Annotated in this window: 14 protein-coding genes; all 14 read right to left on the reverse strand. The window is 69.6% G+C overall.

Features of this window, described 5'->3' with window-relative positions:
- Nucleotides 1-8: 8 nt before the first annotated feature.
- The gene (locus JEQ17_RS49570; RefSeq protein WP_200402297.1) at nt 9-2,252 is read right to left on the reverse strand and encodes a hypothetical protein; all 2,244 of its coding nucleotides are present in this window, start codon (nt 2,250-2,252) and stop codon (nt 9-11) included.
- Nucleotides 2,252-4,870 carry a hypothetical protein gene (locus tag JEQ17_RS49575; RefSeq protein WP_200402298.1) on the reverse strand — a complete coding sequence of 873 codons (2,619 nt, stop codon included), beginning with the start codon at nt 4,868-4,870 and terminating at the stop codon, nt 2,252-2,254. The genes JEQ17_RS49570 and JEQ17_RS49575 overlap by 1 nt, the downstream gene beginning before the upstream one ends.
- The gene (locus JEQ17_RS49580) at nt 4,870-5,271 is read right to left on the reverse strand and encodes a hypothetical protein (protein ID WP_234048907.1); all 402 of its coding nucleotides are present in this window, start codon (nt 5,269-5,271) and stop codon (nt 4,870-4,872) included. Before JEQ17_RS49580 ends, JEQ17_RS49575 begins: the two co-directional genes overlap by 1 nt.
- A gap of 79 nt (nt 5,272-5,350) precedes the next feature.
- Nucleotides 5,351-6,466 (reverse strand): DUF4417 domain-containing protein, encoded by a 1,116-nt coding sequence (locus tag JEQ17_RS49585; RefSeq protein ID WP_200402300.1) that lies wholly within the window; start codon nt 6,464-6,466, stop codon nt 5,351-5,353.
- Entirely contained in the window at nt 6,463-7,806 is a 1,344-nt protein-coding gene (locus tag JEQ17_RS49590; RefSeq protein WP_031062184.1) for a ParB N-terminal domain-containing protein, read from the reverse strand. Before JEQ17_RS49590 ends, JEQ17_RS49585 begins: the two co-directional genes overlap by 4 nt.
- Before the next feature lie 36 nt (nt 7,807-7,842).
- Entirely contained in the window at nt 7,843-8,877 is a 1,035-nt protein-coding gene (locus JEQ17_RS49595) for a replication-relaxation family protein (RefSeq protein ID WP_234048908.1), read from the reverse strand.
- Entirely contained in the window at nt 8,874-11,360 is a 2,487-nt protein-coding gene (locus JEQ17_RS49600; protein ID WP_200402301.1) for a type IV secretory system conjugative DNA transfer family protein, read from the reverse strand. Before JEQ17_RS49600 ends, JEQ17_RS49595 begins: the two co-directional genes overlap by 4 nt.
- 31 nt (nt 11,361-11,391) lie before the next feature.
- A complete protein-coding gene (locus JEQ17_RS49605; RefSeq protein ID WP_200402302.1) occupies nt 11,392-11,877 on the reverse strand; it encodes a hypothetical protein in 486 nt (161 codons plus the stop codon).
- A 223-nt stretch (nt 11,878-12,100) separates the two neighbouring features.
- On the reverse strand, nt 12,101-13,558 hold the full coding sequence (locus JEQ17_RS49610) for a peptidoglycan DD-metalloendopeptidase family protein (RefSeq protein WP_234048909.1): 1,458 nt from the start codon (nt 13,556-13,558) through the stop codon (nt 12,101-12,103).
- Nucleotides 13,551-14,231: a hypothetical protein gene (locus JEQ17_RS50420; protein WP_234048910.1), complete on the reverse strand. Its 681-nt coding sequence runs from the start codon at nt 14,229-14,231 to the stop codon at nt 13,551-13,553. The genes JEQ17_RS49610 and JEQ17_RS50420 overlap by 8 nt, the downstream gene beginning before the upstream one ends.
- 75 nt (nt 14,232-14,306) lie before the next feature.
- Nucleotides 14,307-16,739, reverse strand: a complete 2,433-nt coding sequence (locus JEQ17_RS49620) for a hypothetical protein (protein WP_234048911.1) — start codon at nt 16,737-16,739, stop codon at nt 14,307-14,309.
- Complete coding sequence (locus JEQ17_RS49625; protein WP_200402303.1) at nt 16,736-19,339, reverse strand: ATP-binding protein; 2,604 nt, start codon at nt 19,337-19,339, stop codon at nt 16,736-16,738. The genes JEQ17_RS49620 and JEQ17_RS49625 overlap by 4 nt, the downstream gene beginning before the upstream one ends.
- 42 nt (nt 19,340-19,381) lie before the next feature.
- The gene (locus JEQ17_RS49630) at nt 19,382-19,945 is read right to left on the reverse strand and encodes a hypothetical protein (RefSeq protein ID WP_200402304.1); all 564 of its coding nucleotides are present in this window, start codon (nt 19,943-19,945) and stop codon (nt 19,382-19,384) included.
- The gene (locus tag JEQ17_RS49635; protein ID WP_024126634.1) at nt 19,942-20,283 is read right to left on the reverse strand and encodes a hypothetical protein; all 342 of its coding nucleotides are present in this window, start codon (nt 20,281-20,283) and stop codon (nt 19,942-19,944) included. Before JEQ17_RS49635 ends, JEQ17_RS49630 begins: the two co-directional genes overlap by 4 nt.
- Nucleotide 20,284: the final 1 nt, after the last annotated feature.

Genomic DNA, 20,284 nt, shown 5'->3' on the forward strand with positions numbered 1-20,284 from the left:
GGTCAGCCCTAGTAGTCGGATTCCGTGCACAGGACATCCTCGACGGGTTTCCCGCCGAGCTGGGTGATGCCCCGCGCGGTGAGGGAGGCAAGGATGCTGCTGCGCTCCGCGGCGGTGTGGCACACGATCCTGCTGGGAGCCTCGGCCCCCAGCAGGTCGATCCCGTTCCGGAACATGATTTCGTTGCTGCTGCCGGTGAACTTGGCGATCTTCATCGGGTCCCGTGTGATGGCCCCCGCGTTGTAGTTGTGGTGCGCGGGGTTGATGGCGCCGTAATGGTCGCCGTTGTAGGCGTAGTAGTCGCTGCGCTGCATGAGTACGCTCGGGTCGTCCCAGATCAGCCGACCCCCACCGGGGGAGCTGGGCGTCTTCTTGACCCGCAGGAACACGCTGTTGGCGCCGCCGGTCATCTTGTCGGCCTGCTCGCTCAAGCCCAGTCCCCCGCCGATGCCCATCACGGCCCGCTTCTCCGTGGAGGCCAGGACCCCGACGCCGAGGAGACTGGCGAGATCGCCGCCGTTGAGGTTGTGGCTCAGTGACCGGCCCTTGAATGCACTCTGGATCTCCGCCTTCTTGCTGGTCACATCGAAGCGGGACCAGGTCAGCCACTTCCCTCCGGTCGAGGGCGTCGGCTCGTAGCCCGGGCTGGCCGCGAGTTCGGCGCCGCTGGAGAACCCGGAGGCCTTCGCGACGGCGTCTCGGACGACCTCGACCTTCATGGGCAGCACCTTGTGGGATGCCTCCAGGTGGATTCTCTTCATGGCCGTCTGCAGCGCGTCGCTGTCGAGCCCCATGAGGGACTCCATGCGCTGGTGCACGATCTCCTGGACCTGGAGATCCTGGAGTCCCTGGGCCGTCTCCATGGCGGCCTTCATGCCGGCGGAGCCCTCCAGCCCCTGGGCCTGGATGTTGTTCGCCAGGTACGTCCACTCGCCCTCGGCCGCGGTCATGGGCTTGTTCATCAGGTGCAGCTGTTCCAGCCGATCCACGAGGTCTTTGCCGTGGCCGGCGCCCGCAGGGGCGTGGACTTCAAGCTGTCCCCTCAGCGAGAACTCTGTGTTCGCCGGGTCGTTGTCCTTGTACGGGCGGTAGACGGCCTTCCAGCCGTCGCCCATGCCGATCTCGTACTCCGTGCCTTTGGCGGAAGAGCGGCTGACACCGTCCCAGGACGTCTGCCCGGTGGCCGGGTCGAGGTTCGCCTGGATCCTGCTGGCCTTGCGGACCGTCGCGGCGAGCGTGCCGGGCTCCGGATCCCCGTCGGGCACCGGTATCTGCTTGGTGACCATCTTGGTCGCGGTGATCTCGTAGGCGTCCATCCACGGCATGACCGACCCGCCGTTGTCGATCTTGTCCTTCACAACGTCCAGCTGGTCCATGTAGTGCTGGGCCATGGCTTTCTCGTCGTCGCTGATCGACGGGTCGTTGAGGACGGCGGAGACCGCGTCGACGGCCGCCTGGTGCTTGGCGATCGACGCGTCCGACATCGGCAGGCCGCCCTTGAGCTTGTGCTGCACGGAGGTGATTGCGGTCTTGGTCAGCTCGGCCAGCTTCTTCTCCTTGTCGAGGTCGAGGCGCTCCTTGACCTCTTCCTCGACCTGGATCTCCTCCATGTGCGTGCCGGGGATACTCAGCGCGTCGAGGAGCTTCTCCTCGGCCTCCTCGGATATGTGCGTAAGCAGCACCTCCCGCGGCCCGTCCGGCGAGTCGTAGGCGACCAGGGTTGCTTCGGAGTTGATGAAGTCGTCCCCACCCACCAGAATCGGCGTCCCGGTGGGCTCGCCCACCGGAGGCGCCGCCGGCACCGGGGTCAGCGGGGGGTCCGTCTCCTCCTCTTCCTCCTCGACCTCCTCGATGTCCTCGGCCTGGAGCAGCACGTCTTCCTCCGCCGACGGCTCCTCACCGCTGCTCTGCAGCTCCCCCTCGGCGGACGCCTCCTGGGCCTCTTCCTCAGACGGCGCGGCGGCCGCAACAGGCTCGGGCTCAGATTCGGTGCCCAGGAGCCCATCGAGCTCCGCCAGCGGGTCCTCGTCGACAGGAGGTTCCGCAGGGGAAGCCGGCTCGGCAACAGGCTCAGGCAGCTCGGGCACCTCGAACGCCGCCTCCCCCGAAGCCCCCGCGGACACGCCCGCCAGGTCGGCCCCCTCACCGGCCACCGGCGCACCGGTGATGTCCAACGGGGCGGCAGGGGCCTCGGCGAGCGCGGTGGGGCTGACCGCGTAACTCTGGTGGCTCGACTTCGATCCGGTTCCCATCAGCTACCACCGCCGTGCTTGAGGGAGGCGCCGGAGGGCAGGCCCAGCTGCTGGACGAAGAAGTCGGAGAAGTTCTCGCGCAAGTTGTTCTTCCTCTCTACGGCGTGGTCCAGGAACGCCGTGGCGATCTGGTCATGCGTGACCTGGGATTGCGGGATCTTCAGGGCTTTGGCCGCCCGGCTGCGCATCTGCGGGACCCAGGCCACACCGGATTTGGCGCCCTCGTACGCGGTGGAGTGCAGGACGGAGCGCAGCTGTGCGTCCGGCATGGACTCGAACTTCTTGATCACCGGGTGTGCGGCGGCTGGATTGATCTTGACGCCGTTGGCAAGGCCGCCCGAGAGCGCCGCCTGATAGAGCTTCTGGTGGATGGGAGTGACCCCGTTGGGGTCGTAATTGACCGAGAGCTTGTCCGCACCGAAGAACTTGTACGACTGGCCGTGATCAATTTGCACCAGTCCTCCAGATGGCGTCTGGAGCCAGTTGTCCTGGTAGCCGTCGTGATCGCTGATGAGCCACGAACCCACGTGCGACCGCACGATGGTGTCCACCTGGGTCTGTGTCCACTGGCTCGGGCTGGAGGTGAACGGCTTGGCGCCCTGCAGCAGCGGCTGGACAGAGCCGGCTGTGCCGTCCTTGGTCTTGTGGTGGTAGACCGGCACCGACGGGACGCCGCTCAAGGCCAGGATCTGGGATGCGGCGGCCTCGGTGTGGCCCAGTGCGCCGCCATGGTTGTGATCGGCCTTGAACATCCACGGCGATCCGTCCGGGGCGGCATGGATGGTCTTGGCGTGTATCCCTCCGAGGTGGGACGCCGTCGTGCCGGCGCCGAAGGTCCAGCTGGCGACCTCCTTGGCGTCGACGCGGGCCGGCAGGTCCTGGTTGGTCGCCTTGGCGTGCTGGACGGCAGCCATCATGGCCTGGACGTTGGCGTTGAACGAGCCCGGCTTCGGTGCCTTCACCGGCTTCGCCGCAGGCGCGGCCGGCTTCGCCGCCGAGCCGGTGCCCTTCGCCGGCAGTTTGCTCGCCAGAGCCTGGACCGCCTCGTCCGACGCCAACCCGTCATCGGGCTTCGTCGAAGGGGCCGCGGCGGCTGCCGCCTTGGCGGCCTTGGCCGCCTCCTTCTTCGCGACGTCCGCGTTGACCTTGTCCTTGATGGCCTGCTGGTCGTACTTCTTGTTGAAGCTCGCGGCTATGTAGTTCTGGACCTGGGCACGAGTGGCCTTGGCGTTGTTGTCCATGCCCAGCTCGCCCGCGACGGTGCGCAGGTCGGAGAGCTTCTGCTTCGCGGCCCACGACTTGAAGTCGCTGGTCAGATCGCCGGGGTGAAGGTACTTCCCAGGTCCGAGAGCCGGGTGCTCTGCGTACGGGGTATCGCTGGCACCGCCTTGCTGGGTGTAGGGGTACCAGGCGTTCACGTCCGTCTGCATGTCCCGGACGTCGCCGGCGTTCTTCGCCCACGCGGCGATCGCCTGCGGCGCGCCAGGGTCGCCCGCCGGCGGCAGGTTCAGCGGCTGGTCGCCACCGGGAGCCATCGCGACGTGGGCGGCGTAGCCGGCGTCGAGGTTCGCCAGCTGCTCCTGCCGCTTGGCCGCAAGGGCCTTCAGCGACTGCACTTCGCTCTCGGGTGTGCTCGGCCGCATCAGTGCCACGAGCTGGTGACCACCGAGGTGCATCGCCTCGGTCTCGCTCAGCTGCCCCGAAGCGAGAGCCTGCTGCACCAGAGGCTGGACGTCCTTCGCGTGCACGTACGTGTGGTTGAGAGCCTCGTCGACCGCAGACTTGGCCTCGGCCTTGGCCTTGGTCAGGTCCTCGCCGAGCTCGGGACAGTCGGCCGACGCCAGCTTCTGCTCGGCCGCGAGCATCGTGTGCAGGGCCTCGGCCCTCTGTTCCTGAGCTTGAGGCCCGTAGGTCTTCTTCGCCTCGTTCCAGGCGTCGATCGACGCGGTCACTGCCTGGGCGGAGGAGGCGACCTCGTCCGGCGTGGCCTTCCATACGCCGCCGCTGACGGGCGGCTCGGTGCCCTCGATCTCGTGCAGGTCGGCGAGCGTCATTCCGCCGACCGTCTTGCCGGCGAGCAGCTCGTTGTACCGGCTGAGCGCGGCGGCCTGGATCTTGGCCTTGGACGGAATGTCGCCCGGGTACGCCGGGTCGAGCCAGTGGACCAAGGGATGCTGGCCCTTGCCGGACAGGCCCAACAGCGCGGGGTGCTCGAAGCCCTTGGCCTCGGCGATCTCGCGCAGGTCGTCCTCGTCGAGCGAGTTCAGATAGGCCAGCGTCTGCGCCTTCAGTGCCTTGGTGTGGGCCTCGATCTCCTCGTCGGAGGCGCCCGCCTCCTTCAGCTTCTCGATGGCCTCCTGAGCCTGCTCGACCTGGCCGACGAAGAGGTCGTAGCGCTCGACGGGATCCGTCGGGACCTCGTCTTCGGGGTCGACGGCGAACGGCGGGTCGGCGATCTCCTCCATGAGGTTCATCGCCACCAGGAGGTCGGCCTTGGCCTGGACCTCCTCGTCGGACATCGGCTCCGCGGGCGCCTCGGCCACCACGTCGTCCGCTTCGGACGCCGTGGTGGGCCCGACAGCGTAGGAGGCGTGCGAGGACTTGCTGCCGGTGCCCATCAGCCGTCACCCCTCGGTGGGAGCGCAGGGATGACCTCGACGAGCAGTCCGTCCAGAACGAGGTCGGCGGCGTGCGTGAGGTCGAGCGCACCCTCTGGAACGTCGGCGGGCTCGAGCGAGCACGCGCCGCCGGACTGCGCGATCCAGCGCTCGATGTCCTTGTTGGTCGTGGTCTCGCCCAGGCGCTCGCGCCAGGGATCGGCCTGCTCGTAGACAAGGGGGACCCAGCGCACGACCCGCTCGGCCGGCTGCCGGCCCTCGTCGAGGCCGAGCACGGCGACGGGGTCGACGGGGAGGCCGAGTCCGGGGTGCCAGACGAGCAGGATCCACAGTCGCCAGGCCGGAGCGGCCGGTGACGGCTCCGCCGTCTCGGCATCGGTGGGGTTGGGTTCAGTCGTCACGGAGGCTCCTCCCGAAGGTGCTTTCACCTGCTACAGGTGTGGGAGGAGCCGCCGGTGTGACAGTGCGGGCGAAGAAGTTTCAGCGGCTGGGCAGGAGCGAGGCCATGTACTGGACGGTCGCGGCGAAGGCGTCCTCGGTCCGGGCGTGGACGTCTTCGCGCCCGTTGGCGGTCATCACCGCGCCGTGCAGGGCGTATTGGTGGGGGTTCTGGGAGATCAGGGTCAGCCTGGGGCCGAAGATCTGGGCCATCTCGGCGATGCGGTTGGCCCGGGACAGGCCGGTGAGGATGACCGGCATGTCGTCGGGGAGGTTCTCGGCCAGGAAGTGCAGGCCGGGCCGCTCCCAGCTGTCCCAGTCGGCGTTGTCGCGGACGGTCTGCACGTTGATGGCGATGCCGGCCGGCTGGGTGTCCTCGATCCAGGAGAGGTAGCGCTGGAGGTCCTCGAGCCGGAACCAGTACACGTTCGGCACGACGTTCACGCCGGCCTCGGCGAACTCCTGCGCGAGCAGGAGCGATCGGCGCATGTTGAGCAGGTGCTCGGTGCGCGGCCAGTCCCCGTAGATGCTGTAGTTGCACGAGAGGACCAGGTCCCATTCCTGCTCCGCGATCCGCTCGACGAGCCTGTCGCGGCCGCGGCGGGTCCAGAAGGCCTCGACGAGCGGGTCCTCGCCGTAGCCGACCAGCACGGCCTTCTGGTGGTCCCCGAGGGCGAGGGCCTGGCGGGCGGTCTGCTCGGTGAACCGCTTGTAGAGCGTGTGGGTGTCGGGCGAGAACACGCGCCGCAGACCGACTCCGTAGGCAGGCCAGTTCAGGCTGGCGTCGAGCTTGGCGACCGCGGAGCCGTCGGTCATGGGGATGAAGGCGGGCAGGCCGTCGGGCAGCGTGCTGTCGACGGTGATGTCGTCGAAGGTCAGGGTGCCGCCGACGTCCGCCATCCACCCGGCTATGTCGGTCCGGCTCCCGCACCGGATCGGGCACTTGCGGGTCACGCACGCGTTCGCCGGAGCGTCCGCCTCGGCCGCCGAGCACCCGCAGAACCGGCAGTCGGAGTTCTGGCCGGTGCACAGGGGCTCGACGGTCGCCGGGCCGCCCCGGCCGTCGGGCCCGGCGTAGAAGGCGCAGCTGTTGCAGTCGCAGCCTCGGCCCGGAAGGGGCACGCCGACGGTCGGGATGGGCAGGGAGACACTGGTCATGCTGCTTCGCTTCCTTCGGTGGTTGCATCGTGGTCCGTCGCGCCGTCGGCGGTGGCGCCTTCGAGGTGGTCGTGGAGCTCGCGCAGGGCAAGGCGCAGGGAGCCGCGGTCGTACCGCGCGATCTCCTTGCCGGCCCGGACCTCGGCCAGCAGCCCGCGGATGCCGTCCAGGGCGGTACGGATCGTGTTCGACTCCACCGCCGGACGACTCGGGGCGGTGTCGGCCGGCATCGCTTCTGCGGCGGCTTCCGCTGGCGCCGTCGGCTGCATCGGATGGCCCAGCTCAGCGATCTCTGCCCCTTCATCCGCGCCGAGGGCCGACGGAACAGCAGCGTCATCGCCTTCGTCGGTCTCCTCCTGGTCCTCAGCGCGGGTGGGGACCCGGGTGAGCTTCGCCCGGCGGTCGGCGTTCGCCGCGTCCTGCCGTTCCTCGGCTTCGGTGATGATCTCTTCTGGTCCGAGCTCGGGCTCCTCCAGGCCGACGTTCACGGCGGTCGGGAGCAGGTGGAGCCGCTTGGAGGACTTCAAGGCTGCCCAGATGCCCTCGGCAGCCTGTGCCCGGCCGTTGCGGAGCTCGGCGAATCTGATCCTCGTGTTCAGGCGGATCGCGGCTTCGTCCATCTCCTCGGTGAGGTCACGCGGCAGCGCGCGGAAGGCCCGTACGAGTTCACTGGCCTTGCGCTCGTTGAGCTGCAGCCCCAGGCGGTCCAGCACCTCGCTCCAGGGGGCGGCGCAGGAACTGTCGGTGCCGCGGATCTTCTCCAGGGCAAGGAAGCGTTCGGCCGGGTCGGGGATCGCGTAGACCTCTTGCGGCACGGGCTTGCCGGCCTTGAGGAGCTTGCCGACGAGGATGGCGCACCGCTGGTACAGCAACGCGGCGGCCTGCTCCCCGGGCCGGAGGGGCTCGCGGGCGAAGTTCTCGACGAAGCGCCACATGTGACGCTCCTCCTCGGACAACGGGCCCGGGCAGACCACGGCCGGCAGCGCCTGGAAGTGCGGGTTCTCCGGCCGGTTGACGGCGCCCCAGCGCATCGCGCGCAGGCGGCGCTCCCCGGTGACCAGGCGGATTGTCGGCGCCTTGCCGTCGACGACGATCTCCTCGGCCAGGACCGGCTCCAGGAGGCCGATGACGGACATGGAGGAGATCAGGTCGGCGAGTTCGGAAGGTGGCAGGGTGTCGGAGGGGTTGCGGGCGTGGGGCTCAGTGAAGGGGGCGCCCTGGCCACGTAGCGGCAGCATCTCGAATCGCCGCTGCCGCAGCTTGACGCTGCGGTGCAGGATCTCGGTGAGCCGGATCATGCTCCCGCCGTCCGGCGGAGCCTCGAACGAGGTACTGGTCATGGCGCTGCTTCCTTCAGGGCCGCGGGGAGCGGCCGGTCACTTCGTGGCGAGGTAGAGGTCGGTGGGGGCGGGCCGGGTGGCCGGAGTGCCACGCAGCAGCGGGGTGAAGATCGGGGCGAAGGGCCCGTGTTCCTGGAGCTGCTGCAGGGTGGTGACGCCGATGTTGATGTCGCCCTTGAGCCGGCTGAGGCGGACGTCCGCACCGGCGCGCGTGTAGAGGTCCTCGGTGCGCGCGGCCAGCCGTTGCGGGCGCCGGTCCGGCTCCCCGGCCTTCGGCGGCGCCGCGTCGAGAACAACCAGGACCCGGGGAAAGACCGGGTAGTTGTACATCCACGCCGGCCTGGTCGCATTCGGGGTGCGTCGCGTGCGATCCGCGCTCTGCGGGACGTACTCGTACAGCCGGCCGTACGCCTGCAGCTTCGCGGCGAGCCGCGCGGAGGTCATCGTGGCGCGGTCGAGTTCGACGAAGAAGCTGAGCATGGTGCGCCGCCCGTTCTCCACGTGCACGTAGTTGAGGACGGCGTCGCTGATGACGTGGTCGTCCTCGAAGCGTCGTTGGCCGTCGCGGATCCGGTTGGCGACTTCGGGGGTCCAGTCCAGCGGCCCGCACTCGTGCCCCAGCCGACGCGCCCACTCGACGAAGGCGACCCCGACCTCGTTCACCGCGAGCGTGTGCGCCTGCCGGGCGCCGGCGACGGACTCGGGCGTCACCCGGTACGGCCGCGCGGGCAGTTCGCCGGCCTCCTCCACGGACTCGGCGCCGGCTTCGGTGAGGAACCACAAGAACGGCTGGCTCTGCACCCGCCCGCGGCCGCCTGGCCCTTGGGCCCGGATCCGGTCGACCAGTCCGGCCTGGAGCAGCTCGGCGAGCTGCCAGCGCAGGTACACGGGGCGGGCCGGCCGCTTCTCCGGCAGGGTCAGCAGCACGTGGAGCTGGTGGGTGGAGAGCACCCGGTGCTGGTACAGCAGCTCCAGGACCTCGCCGCCGATCGCGTGGAAGCTGCGCGTGGGTGACGCGAAGCTACGCGTAGGCGCCGCCGCGGCGGCCGCTTCGACAGGGGACAGAGTCATCCGAGCCTCGACTGGTTCTGGTGGGGGTTGATCGGGTGGACGTTGTCGGGGGCTTCTTCGGCCGGGTTCGGCTCCGCGCCGCTGATGACGGTGCCTTCGCTGTCGTGGACTCGCGGCCTTGCCGCTCCGCTGTCGGACGCGGTGACGTCGACCGGTCCGTCCGGACCCTCGGGGTCGGGCGGTGCGGCCTCTTCGAAGTCGGGCTCGTCCGGCGGCAGATCGGCGCCGGCCGGTTCGTCGTCGTCCGGCGGGACAGGGAGGGTGACGATGAACCGGCGCAGCCGCGAGTCCAGGCGGCGCAGGTCGGTGAGGATGTCGCGGACCGAGCGCCGCTGCAGGTTCTCGTCGATGGCCCGCGCCAGCCGCTCCTCGTTCTGCGGCCGGTAGTAGTCGCCGTACAAGTCCTCCACCGAGGCGCCGCGGACCCGGAACGGGTCGGTCGTGCCGCCTTCGAGCGTCACGGACATCACGTAGCTGTACCGGTTGAGCTGGACGATCGTGTCGGGGGCGACCTTCTTGCCCCAGCGGCGGGTGACCAGCGTCGCCTCGTCGACGTCGGACGCGGTCGTCGACAGGATGGACAGGTTCTGCAGCAGGCCCTGCCTGGTAGTGGCGCTCAACCGCTGCGCCATCTGCGTCATGGCGAGCAACTTCACGTTGTACTTGCGCAGCTGCTCGGTGATCTGGGCGAGGGTGCCCTTCGATGCGCCGTCCACGCTGGTCAGCTCGTCGATGAAGGTGTAGAAGTCGCGCCGCTGGTCGGGCGGGGTGTCCCGCCGCGAGAGGCCGGCCCGGAAGAGGTCGTAGATCAGCAGGGAGCTGATGATGCGGTCAACGTCGCCGGTGCCGGCGGGGCAGACAAAGACAATCTTCCCAGTATCCATGGCGTGCCGGATGTCGTACGTCGACCGGCTCGACCCGAGGAACGCCTTGATCGCGTTGGAGGAGGACAACCGCTCGATGATGTTCGTGACCACCGGGATGGCTTCCTTGCTGTAGCCCGGGAAGACGTTCTCCCAGAAGTCCCGGATGTCCTTAGGCAGGTACGGCAGTACGTTGGTCCGCCAGACGGCGTCCGTGAGGATCGTGCGGATCTGGAAGACGGTGGGCGCCAGGTCGGGCCGGCCGGCGCGGCAGACGTGCCACGACAGGTACACCAAGGACTCGACCGCGCGCGTGAGGATGGTCTTCGCACGGCCGGCCGAGTCGGACCAGTTCAAGGCCGCGGCGAAGCCGGTGACGATGTACTGGACGATGTCGGGGATCTCGGACTCGCGCCGGCGCTCCATCGACAGCGGGTTCCAGGAGCCGACCATCTTGTCGAGCTCGGGGCTCGTGAGGTCGATCTCCCAAATCCGGTCGGCCAGTTCCTTGTGCGCCAGGTACGGCCGGGCACGGGTCCAGCCGTCACCATGGGGATCAAGGAAGAGGACGCCGAACCCGCCGTGGGCGATCGCGATCGCCTGCACGAGCGACATCTCGGTCTTTCCGAAGCCGGACTTGCCGAGGAACAGGGCGAAGAGCAGGTACTTCAGCGGGACGCCGGCGAGGCGCTCCCCGCCTCCGGACTTCGCCACCCACCCGAGAGGCAGCAGACCGCGCTGTCCCGTCCACGTCGGCAGTGCGGCGGGCGGCGGCGGGACGACTCCGCCCGAGCGGGCGATGTTCGGGGCCATGTTGTGCTTGGTGGGCGGCTTGAGCAGCCCGGCGATCTCCTGGGCGGTCACCCAGGAGTGCCGGCGCGGTACGAAGAGCCCGGTCTCGAAGCGGCGGTCGAACCTGCCCCGGTAGATCCAGTGGTCCGCCCGGACGCGGGTGACTCCGAGGTGGAGACCGACGGGGCGCAGGTGGTTGTCGCCGGACCACGGCTCCAGGGCGGCGAGGACCTGGTCGAGCAGCATCCGGGCCCGGTACTCGTCGCGAGCGCAGGTGCGGACGAGCAGCTGCATGGAGAAGACGGGCTCGGCCCCGGGGACGAGCTTGCCCATGGCGGCCTTCATGTCCGTGATGCGGTAGGTGGTGCGCTGTTGGTGGTGTTGCCGCTGCCGTGCGCCGCCGCCCTGGTTGCCTTTCATCTCGGTGGCGATCTCGGACATCACCGCGCCGAGGTCGAAGCCGAACCGGTTGGTGCGCTGCTGGGGCATGCCGGGTATGGCCGGCCCGTCGGAAGGGTTGCGGCGGGCCTGTGCCAGCAGGCGCCGGCGGCGGCTGCTGACACGGTTTGGGGAAACGGGCACGAGGTCCAGGACGACGTCGGCGCTCTCACCGAGGTCCTCGCGGACGTCGGCTACCGCGTTGGCCAGGGCCTCGAGCGGATCCGGGGTGAGCGGCACTTCGCGCAGGGCGAGGTGATCGGGGAGGGCCAGGGCGAGCTCGGCGCGGGCGTAGTGCATCTCCCGGGTGGCCGGCCTGCCGCGGCCGTCTGTTTCCGGCTTGGCGAGGTCGACCGATCGGGCGACGGTCGGGTCTGCTGCGATGGTCATGATCTACCTGTCTGTGGTGTGCGTCGGGGCGTCAGGAGCCGAGCTGGATCTGCGGCCGTTCGCGCGTAGCCCGGCCGTCGGCTTCCACCGGCCGCATCTCCACCTGGGCGTAGCCCTGGTGGCGCAGCACCAACATCGCTCGGTCCGGGCCCTCGACCCTCATGGACAGCGATCCGTTGGAGATGGTGAAGCGGACACGGAGGGCGCTGGTGCGGGTCGAAAAGACGAGCCAGCGCGACACGCTCTTGTGCGCGCGGGCCATCTGGTGTCCGAAGCGGATGACCTCTTCCGGCTTCGGGTCGAAGCCCGTGGTCGGCAGTACCTCCAGGGCCGTTCGCTTGGCCATCGGGCCGCGGGACAGGGCCCAGCGGACTGCGGCAGCGCCGCCGCCGGCAGCAAGAGCGAGCAGCGCGACCCACCAGGCGTTGGCCATCACCGAGTCCGTCAGCCGCTCGGCGTGACCCGGAAGGTCGCCGATGAAGCCGATCGCGCCGTCGACGAGGTCGTTCGTGGTCATCGCCCACCGCCCGAGGACGAGTCGCGCGGCGGCGCCGCGGCGGCCGGAGCGGGCACGGGGGGAGTCGGGAGCACGGCGGCACCTCCAAAGAGCAAACGGGCTTTTCACCTGCTACAGGTGTCGGGATCCGGCTCGGTGTGACACTCCGCTCCGAATTTCTTCGCGGTGTTGCGTCGGTCGGCGTCACGACCCCTTGCAGGGGCACGTGACGCCGACCGACGGGTCAGATGTCGACGCCGTGACCGCGGAGGTAGGCCAGCGGGTCGATGTCCGATCCGTACTCCGGTCCGGTGCGGATCTCGAAGTGGAGGTGCGGACCGCTGACGTTGCCCGTGGCCCCGGAGTATCCGATCCGGTCGCCGCCCTTCACCTTCTGGCCCACGGAGACGTTCAGCGAGGACTGGTGCGCGTACTGCGAGTACTTGCCGTCCCCGTGTTTGATCACCACCTGGTAGCCGTACGCGCTGTTCCAGCCGGCCGTCACCACGGTGCCCGGGCCCACCGCGCGGATCGCGGTCCCGGTGGGCACCGGGAAGTCGATCCCGGTGTGGTAGCCGCTCGACCACATCGACCCCGAGACCCGGTAGCCGGTGCCGATGTGCTTGTCGGCGACCGGGGCGACCCACGAGCCCGAGGTGCTGCCCGAGCCGGGCTCGGTGTAGTTGGGCCGCTTCATGATCAAGATCCGGTCTTTCCAGAACGAGAGGGGCTTGATCCGGACGCGGGCACCGGTATGCGGCGCGTCGATCACCTCCCCGCCGCCGATGAACATGGCGACGTGCTCCGGGCTGGAGGCGCTGCCGCCCGAGAAGAGCAGGTCGCCGGGACGCAGGTCCTTCTGCGAGTTCACCTTGGTGCCGATGTCGACCTGGTCGTACGTGACCCTGGGGAGGTTCACGCCGACCTTGCTCCAGGCGTACTTGACCAGGCTGGAGCAGTCGCACCCGTTGGAGCCCTGGAACGGGGGCTTGCAGTTCCCGCCCAGGACGTAGGGGGTGTTGTAGGCCTCCTTGGCGCCCGCCACGACCTTGGCCAGACCCCCGGAAGTCTTGCCGTCCATCGGTGCGGACCAGCGCTCAGCCCGGTCCCGGATCTCGCGGACGTACTTGCGCGTCTCCTCGTACGGCGGGATCCCGCCGTACTTCTTCACGTTGTTCCCGCCGGCGTTGTAGGCGGCGAGCATGTTGTCGACGACGTCACCGGGCACGCTGCGGATCTCATCAGCGAGCTTGCAGTCGTAGGCCACCATCGACGGAACCGCGTCCTCGGGGTCCAGCGGGTCCGCACCACCCTTGTTGTTGGCGTCGATGCCTTCGGTCGCCCAGGTGGAGGGGATGAACTGGGCGATGCCCAACGCGCCGGCTCCGCCGTCGGGCGGGTTCTTGCGAAAGGTGGACTCCTGGTAGAGCTGGGCGGCGATCAGCGAGGGAGTGACCTCCGCACAGCCGTACCTCGACACGGCATCGAGGATGATGGGGCGCAGCCAGTCGGGTATCTCTTTGGTGTCCGACAGGCCGCCGCCGAATCCCGCGTTCTCCAGTGCGTCGCTCGTGTTGTCCTCACCGATCGCCGACGACAGTGCCAGCACGGCGCTGATGATCAGGCCGAGTCCGAGCAGGGAGGAGACAAGGCCCGCGATCAGCACCCGTCGCAGGACCTTGGACTCGCCCTGCTCAGACATTGGGCAGCCCCACGACACGCCAGCTGCCGTCGGCGCCGCGGCGCAGCTTGAGGGCCACCTGCTCTTCGGACTCGGTGACGGGCCCCTTGGCCGGCGACTCCTTCAGCTTGTAGATCACGCGCGCGAAGCTGGAGTCCTCGCTGGGGGCAGGCGCTCCGTCCGGCAGCGACACCCGCAGAACCGTCACGGTCACCTGGACCTGGCGGTCCTTCCAGCTCAGCCACTGCTGCGTGCCGGCGCTGCCGCTGGTGTGGGTGCGCAGGTCGTCGGCGAGGTCCCCGGCGGCGTAGGCGGCGGCACGCCTGGATGCGTCGTCGAACGACGAGTCCCGGCCCGGCCGGGCGTCGTGGCTGGCCCATGCCGTCGTGAAGGCGCGGGCCACTTCGTCGACCGGCGCTGGAACCCGCGCCGGGTCGGGGTCCGGTACGTCATGAGACCCGGACGGTTCGGCATTGGGCGAGGCCTCGGCTGGGGGTGTGTCGTCCTTGCCGTTCCCGACCGCTGCGCTGGATGGCGCGGTCGTACGCGGAGCCGATCCCGAGCCGGCGGGACGCTCGCCTCCACCGAGTCCGAGGAGCAGGGCGACACCAACAGCTGCCAGGACAGCCGCAGCGACGAACAGCGCGATCGTCCCGCGCTGAGCACGTACACGCGCGGCATCGGTTTTGGGCATGGAGGTCCCCCGTGAGGTGGTTCTGGTGCGGTGATCTGGGCGGCCGGGACCTTGGAGGTCCCGGCCGCGCCCCGGCTACGGCCGGGGCCTGGGCGGGCCGGGCGGCCGGGTGGCTCGCCGGATGGCCCGAGGCGGACCAGACGGCTTGGCCGGCGGTGTCGGCGGTGCAGGGGTGGGCGGGGTCGGCATCTTCGGCACCGCCGCCGGCCCGGCGGCCGGGGGCTTCACCGAACCTGGCGTCTTCGTGCCGGCTGTCGTGGTCGCGGGCTTGCCGGGTGTCTTGGCTCCGGCCGCCGTCGGCGCGCCCCCAGGAGTCTTCGGCGCGATGGCGCCGGCTCGCGGGCCGGGAGGAGTCGCGGCCCTGGGGTTCGACTGGATCTGTGCCAGGCCGAGGTTGACCTGCGCCTTCGTGCCTTGCTTCGCGACGAACTTGCCGGCCGTGGCGACGTTGCGCTTGTACTCGGCGCCGAAGTCCTTGGCCTCCTGGACCTTCTTGTCGATGGTGCGTTCCTTGACGGCCTTGAGCTGGTCGCGCACCTGCCCGGCCCGGGCGGTGGCCGCAGCGGCGCCCCGCTTGGTCGCGGCGACGCCGCGGGGAATGCCCACCGGCGCGCCGACGGTGGCCATGAAGGCGAACTTGGTTGCCTTCGCGCCGTACTTGGCGGTGGCGGCGGCCGCTTTGCCGGTGGCCATGGTGGCCCTGCCGCCCCGGGTCTGGGACATCTTGTTCGCGGCGGCCGTGGCCAACCGCTTCTTCAGGGTCTGCTTGGCCGCCTGCTGTGCCGCGACCTTTGCGGCCGCGCTCGCGCCGCCGGTGCCCACGGCTGCGGCGGCGTTGGTGGCGAGCCGGGCCGCGGTTCGCAGTCGGCTGGCCTTGCGGTTGGCCTGCGGCGAGCCGACCCAGGCGTTCTTGGCGGCCTTCATGCCCTGGCCGACGGGCCTGCTCACGCGCCGGGCCTCGCCGCGGGCCTCGCCCCACATCTGCTTCAGGCCGGGGGCGGTCTCGGCATAGCGGCCGGGGCTGTTGAACACCGAGCGGCGGGATCCGCCGACGCGGGCGTTGACGAGCTTGCGGTTGAGGTTGACCGCGATGCTCTGCGCGGTCTGCTTGATGCGCTTGTGGCCGGCCAGACCGGCGACGGCGGTGACGTCGATGACGATGAATTTGACGGCGAGGACGTCGCCGGTGTCCGCGTCGATGAGGGCCAGGACGATCAGGATGAAGATCGCCAGGAAGAGGATGGAGATGATGACGCCGAGGACTGCCTTGGTGATCGCGGAGAACCAGCGCCACAGGGTGGCGCGGCCGCCGCCGGGCAGGATGCCGGCGGTGAGGGCCCAGTGGCCGCGGATCGCCTCGAAGGCCAGCCAGCCCTGCGCGGTGAGGAACGTGCCGGTGACCAGGATCATGAGGATGGCCACGATGACGGCGGCGATCGCGACGAACAGAGCGGAGAAGGCGAGGTCGGCGGAGGCCCGCTTGGCCTTGGGCTTCACGTCCCCGCACGCGGCCTCGAACTTCTTCGAGTTCTCGGTGAGCTGCCCGATGAAGTTCGTGTCGTAGATCGAGTCCATCATCGCGGCGTCCCAGTAGTTCATCCCGAGCTGGTCGAGGTTGAACTCGGCGAGCTTGAACTCGCGGAACGCCTTGTCGCACTGTCCGTCGAAGGTCTGCCCGTACACCATGAGCTGGTTGGGCTTGACGATGAACGCCTCCACGAGGGCGTCAGTGATCGGCTTCGCCACGTTGTTGGGGTCGGCGCTGCCCTTGGCGCTCGCCGGGTCATCGGCCAGCACGATGGAGGCGACCTCCAGAGTGAAGTCCTTCGACTTCCCCACCAGGCCTCCCTCCGAGAGCAGCATGGTGGAGCCCTGCGGCTGAGCCTGGTCGTGCTGGCCGAGCAGCACCTGGGCCGGCGAGACGAGCACGGTGGTGGTCAGTGCGGCGACGACGAGGGAGACCCCGATCTCGGCGAAGCCTCGTGAGCGCTCCTTGAAGAGGATCAGCCAGCCGCAGTAGAAGCCGGCGAACGTCAGAAACAGGCCGGGGAGCCCCAACCTGTCGATGACCTGGTTCTTGATGGTGCTGGAGATGTCCTCGACGGGGCCGACCATGACCTTGGCCAGCCCGAAGTTCAGAGCCCACTTGATCAGCCAGCAGGTGAAGCCGATGACCCACTTCGAGACGCCGAAGAGCAGCTGGGCGACGATGTTCCAGATCTTGAGGTCGATGTCCTTCCAGCCACCGGTATCCGTTTTGACGGTGTAGGAGCTGATCGGGACGCCGTCCTTGTCGGTGACGTTGAACGGCTGGAGCAAGCCGTCGCTGCCGTCCTTCGGCTTCTGGTTCAGGTTCTTGCCGGCCGGGCCCGCAGCCGGCGCGGAGGTGCTGGGCGAAGGCGACGGGTCTGCCGTGGCCGCAGGGGCCAGCACCACGGTGAACAGGGCCACCAGGACGGCGATCAGACCGAGGCGCCGCTTGATCCCCCTTCGCTGTATGCGGCTCATGCGAGGGCTCCGTCCGCCTCGGCGAACTCCACGGCCTCGTCGTCCTCCTCGGCGCCCTGCCCAGGCGTCGTAGTGATCGCGGCGGCGGCGTTCTCGTCCGCCGGGATCAGCACCTTGATCCCCGCGATCCGCTTGCGGAGGTCGCGGTAGAGGCCCTCGCCGGCCCGCAGGGCGCGCTCGGTCTCGCTGACGTTGAGCGGGGAGAGGTTCTCGGTGATGACCTTGAGCATCTCCTCGTCAGCCGGGTCGAGATCCAGGAACTCCAGGCACCTGGCGGCCAGCGCCTTGCCGCGGTGACGGAAGACGAAGATGTGGGACAACAGCGCCCGGATCTTGTCGCCGATCTCCGACTTCGGGCCGATGTCATACGGGTCGTGCGAGCCTGCGAAAGCGCCGGCGTTGTGCTTGCGGCCGTCGGCGATGAGCTCGAGCAGCAGGTTGGAGCCCTCCGCGGACGAGGTGAGCCACCAGCACTCGTCGAGGAAGACGCCGGCGAACTCGTTCGGGTCGGCGAACGCGATCTCCCGGCAGAGCGCCGTCATCAGGTACATCAGCCGCCAACCGAAGCGCTTTTCGACCTCCAGGCTCGGGAGGCGGTGCTCGGAGAGCTCCTCCTTGGTGGGCAGGCCCAGGCGGTCGACGGCGAAGACGATGCTGTCGGCGTCGGTGATCCGTACGACCGGCAGCGTGGGGTCGAAGATGACGCGGCCGAGGTCCTTCTTCGCCAGCGACCGCAGCTTGCGCACGAGTTCGGAGGCGGCGGCGCGGACCGCATTGTCGTTCGGCTCCTCCGGGTCGGGCGTGCGGGCCCGGTCGGCGAGCGTGTCCATCAGCGCGGTCATGCTGGGCTTGGGCCCGAGCCGGGTGGCCTCGATCGCCTCGGCGAGGGTGATGCCCTCGATGCTCATCGAGCCGATGTCCAGGAGCGGGGTGAGGAAGGACTCGGTGTAGCGGGCGGCGCGCGGGCCGCGGAAGACGCGCAGGGGGTCGAGGGAGACGCCGGCGTTCTCGTCGACGTTGATGATCTGGGTCGTGCCGGGGCAGGCGTTCGCGAATCGCGACCACTCCTGCTGCGGGGTGCGGTCGATGACCAGGGCGCGGCCGCGGGAGTTCCTCTGGCCGGCGCGGTGGCCGGTGGTGAGGATCGAGTACATCGCGCACTTCATCGCGACGGACTTTCCGGAGCCGAGCTCGCCGACGAACGCGGCGGATGCCGAGGCGTTGACGCGGGGGCCGTGGGAGAAGTCGACCAGTACGGGGCGGACGCCGCCGCCGTTGAGCTGGAGGCCGAAGAGGCTGCCGGAGTCGTCGCCCAGGCCGGCGCCGCAGAACGGCATCGACATGGCGAAGTCCCTGGCCAGCAGGTACTGGGTGTAGTCGAGCATCGGCCCCGGGGTCTTGGTGCCGGGCAGCATGCCGTGGAAGAGCGCGACCTGGTCGCCGGTGGGCCTCACGAGCGTGTAGTCGTTGCCGCCGAAGTGGTTGGCCAGCGACGTCGCCTTCTCGTCGGCCTCTTCGGGGGTGGTTCCCCACACGCAGGTGGCGACGGTGGCGCGGATCTCGACCTCGGTGCTGGAGGCGGTGAGCCGGTCGCGGTACTCGTCCAGGGCGAAGGACGCCTTGTCGAGGGAGGCTGGCACCCCGGAGGTCTCCCCGTCGTATTCGCCGCGCTGGTGGGCGAGCTCGCGCTGCTGGCGCCGGCTCTTCGGCTCTGCCTTCGAGCCGGACTCGACGTGCAGCCGGACGGCCCAGTCCACGGGGAAGTTGAACTCGTCCAGCGCCGCCAGGTACTCGCTGCCGGGGAAGCGGAAGGCTTCGGGCATCTCGCTGAGCACGCAGAACGCCTGGTAGGAGTCGCCGTGTTCGCTGGTGGCGCGCAGGTAGCGGCGCTTGAAGGGGTTGGTCGGGCCCTTGGAGGCCCGGGTACCGCGGCCGCCCTCGTCCAGGATCACCTGGGTGTGGGCGGTCACCGTGTGCCCGCGGCCGCGCAGGGCGCGCGGTGCGCCGTCCTCGGGAAGGAGCGGCTCGCTCAGGCCTCGGCGGGCGCTGTGCCCGTAGATCCACAGGATCTCCGCCTCGGTGGCCGGCCGCATCTTGATGCCGGAGGGCCAGCCGGCCGCCAGGCGGTTGGCCTGCTCCAGGCGCTGGCGCTCCTCGGCGAGGGAGATCGGGGCGACCGGCAGGCCGAGTGCGCCCATGACCTCGACCTGGAGGGAGGACAGGACCGCCCGGCTGCTCTGCTTGAAGTCGAGGTGGGGCAGGGGGACGGCGAGTAAGTCGACGCGGCCGGTGAGTTCGAGGTCCTGGAGCTGGTCGAGGACCTTCAGTGCCAGGTCGACGTACTCGGGGGAGGCGTCGAGGTCGACGCCGGCGGTCATGCGGGTGACGACCGACGCGGCGTCGACGCTCGGGCACAGGCTGAGCAGGAGGGCCTCGCCCCGAAGGGATTTGAAGAGGGCTTCCAGGGAGTCCAGCCGCTCACGCTTCGTGGACTTGCTGGCGTGGGTGTAGTTCTCGGTGTCGACGCGCCACACCGCCCACACGGTGGCGGCGGTGGTCCAGATGAGGTGGCCGCTGATGTGCCGGACGGGGAGACGCATGGGTTCTTCCTTCTGTGCTGGTGGTGATGACGAGACGGTTCGTCACTGCTCGTCGAGGGAGGCCAAGAGGGCCTGCAGCCCGGTCTTGGGTTCCGACCGGACCGCCGCGGCCGCGGCTGGCATCGGTACCGGGCGGGCTGTGCGCCGGGCTACGGGAGCGGGCACCGGGGCGGGCTTGGCGGCGGCCGCCGGGGCGGGCCGCTCGGCGGACCGGACGCGCACCGTGCAGGTGGCGGTCGCCAGTCGCGGTCGAGCGACCCGCTGCGGCTTGCCGGCCAGACGTCCCTGGGCCGGAGTGGAGGAGTAGATGAGTAGGCTGCGCACGGCGCGTGCCGGGTCCCGGCCGTCGAGCCGCGCGTACCGCAGCACCCAGGCCAGGCCCCAGGGGATCAGTGCCATGAGGATGAAGTTCATGGCGCCGAAGTGGGCCCACAGGTCCCGGGTCATGACGAGGAGCCCGAAGCTGATCACCATGGTCATGACCTGGGTGATCGTGTAGGGCCCTCCCGGGAGCCGGCCGGCTCCCGGGAGCTTGCCGATGACCAGCGGGTGCTTACGGGCTCGCGTGTACGAGTGCCCGATCAGCTCCTCCTCCGAGGCGCTCACGAGACCCGCCAGCCCTCACCCGCCAGCGCGGGGGCGTCGCCGGTGACGTGGACGACGGACACCGACGCTGCGGTGTCGTCGATCTCGGAGCCGACCTTGGTCTTGAGGACGTTGAGGTTGCTGATGCCCCAGAGCACGAGGGCGGCCAGGACGAAGGCGACGAGGGTGCCGACGAAGGACCGGGTCTTCCACCAGGCCATCAGCACGGCGATGATCGCCATGAGGGCGGCCACGGCGAGGACCAGCGTGCGGACCTGCCCCGTCTTGGTGTTGGCCCAGTCGAGGACGTCGCCGGCGAGGACGACGTGGTCGGGGTTGGCTGCTGCCAGAGTGCGCATG

The organism is Streptomyces liliifuscus (assembly GCF_016598615.1).
Classification (GTDB): domain Bacteria; phylum Actinomycetota; class Actinomycetes; order Streptomycetales; family Streptomycetaceae; genus Streptomyces; species Streptomyces liliifuscus.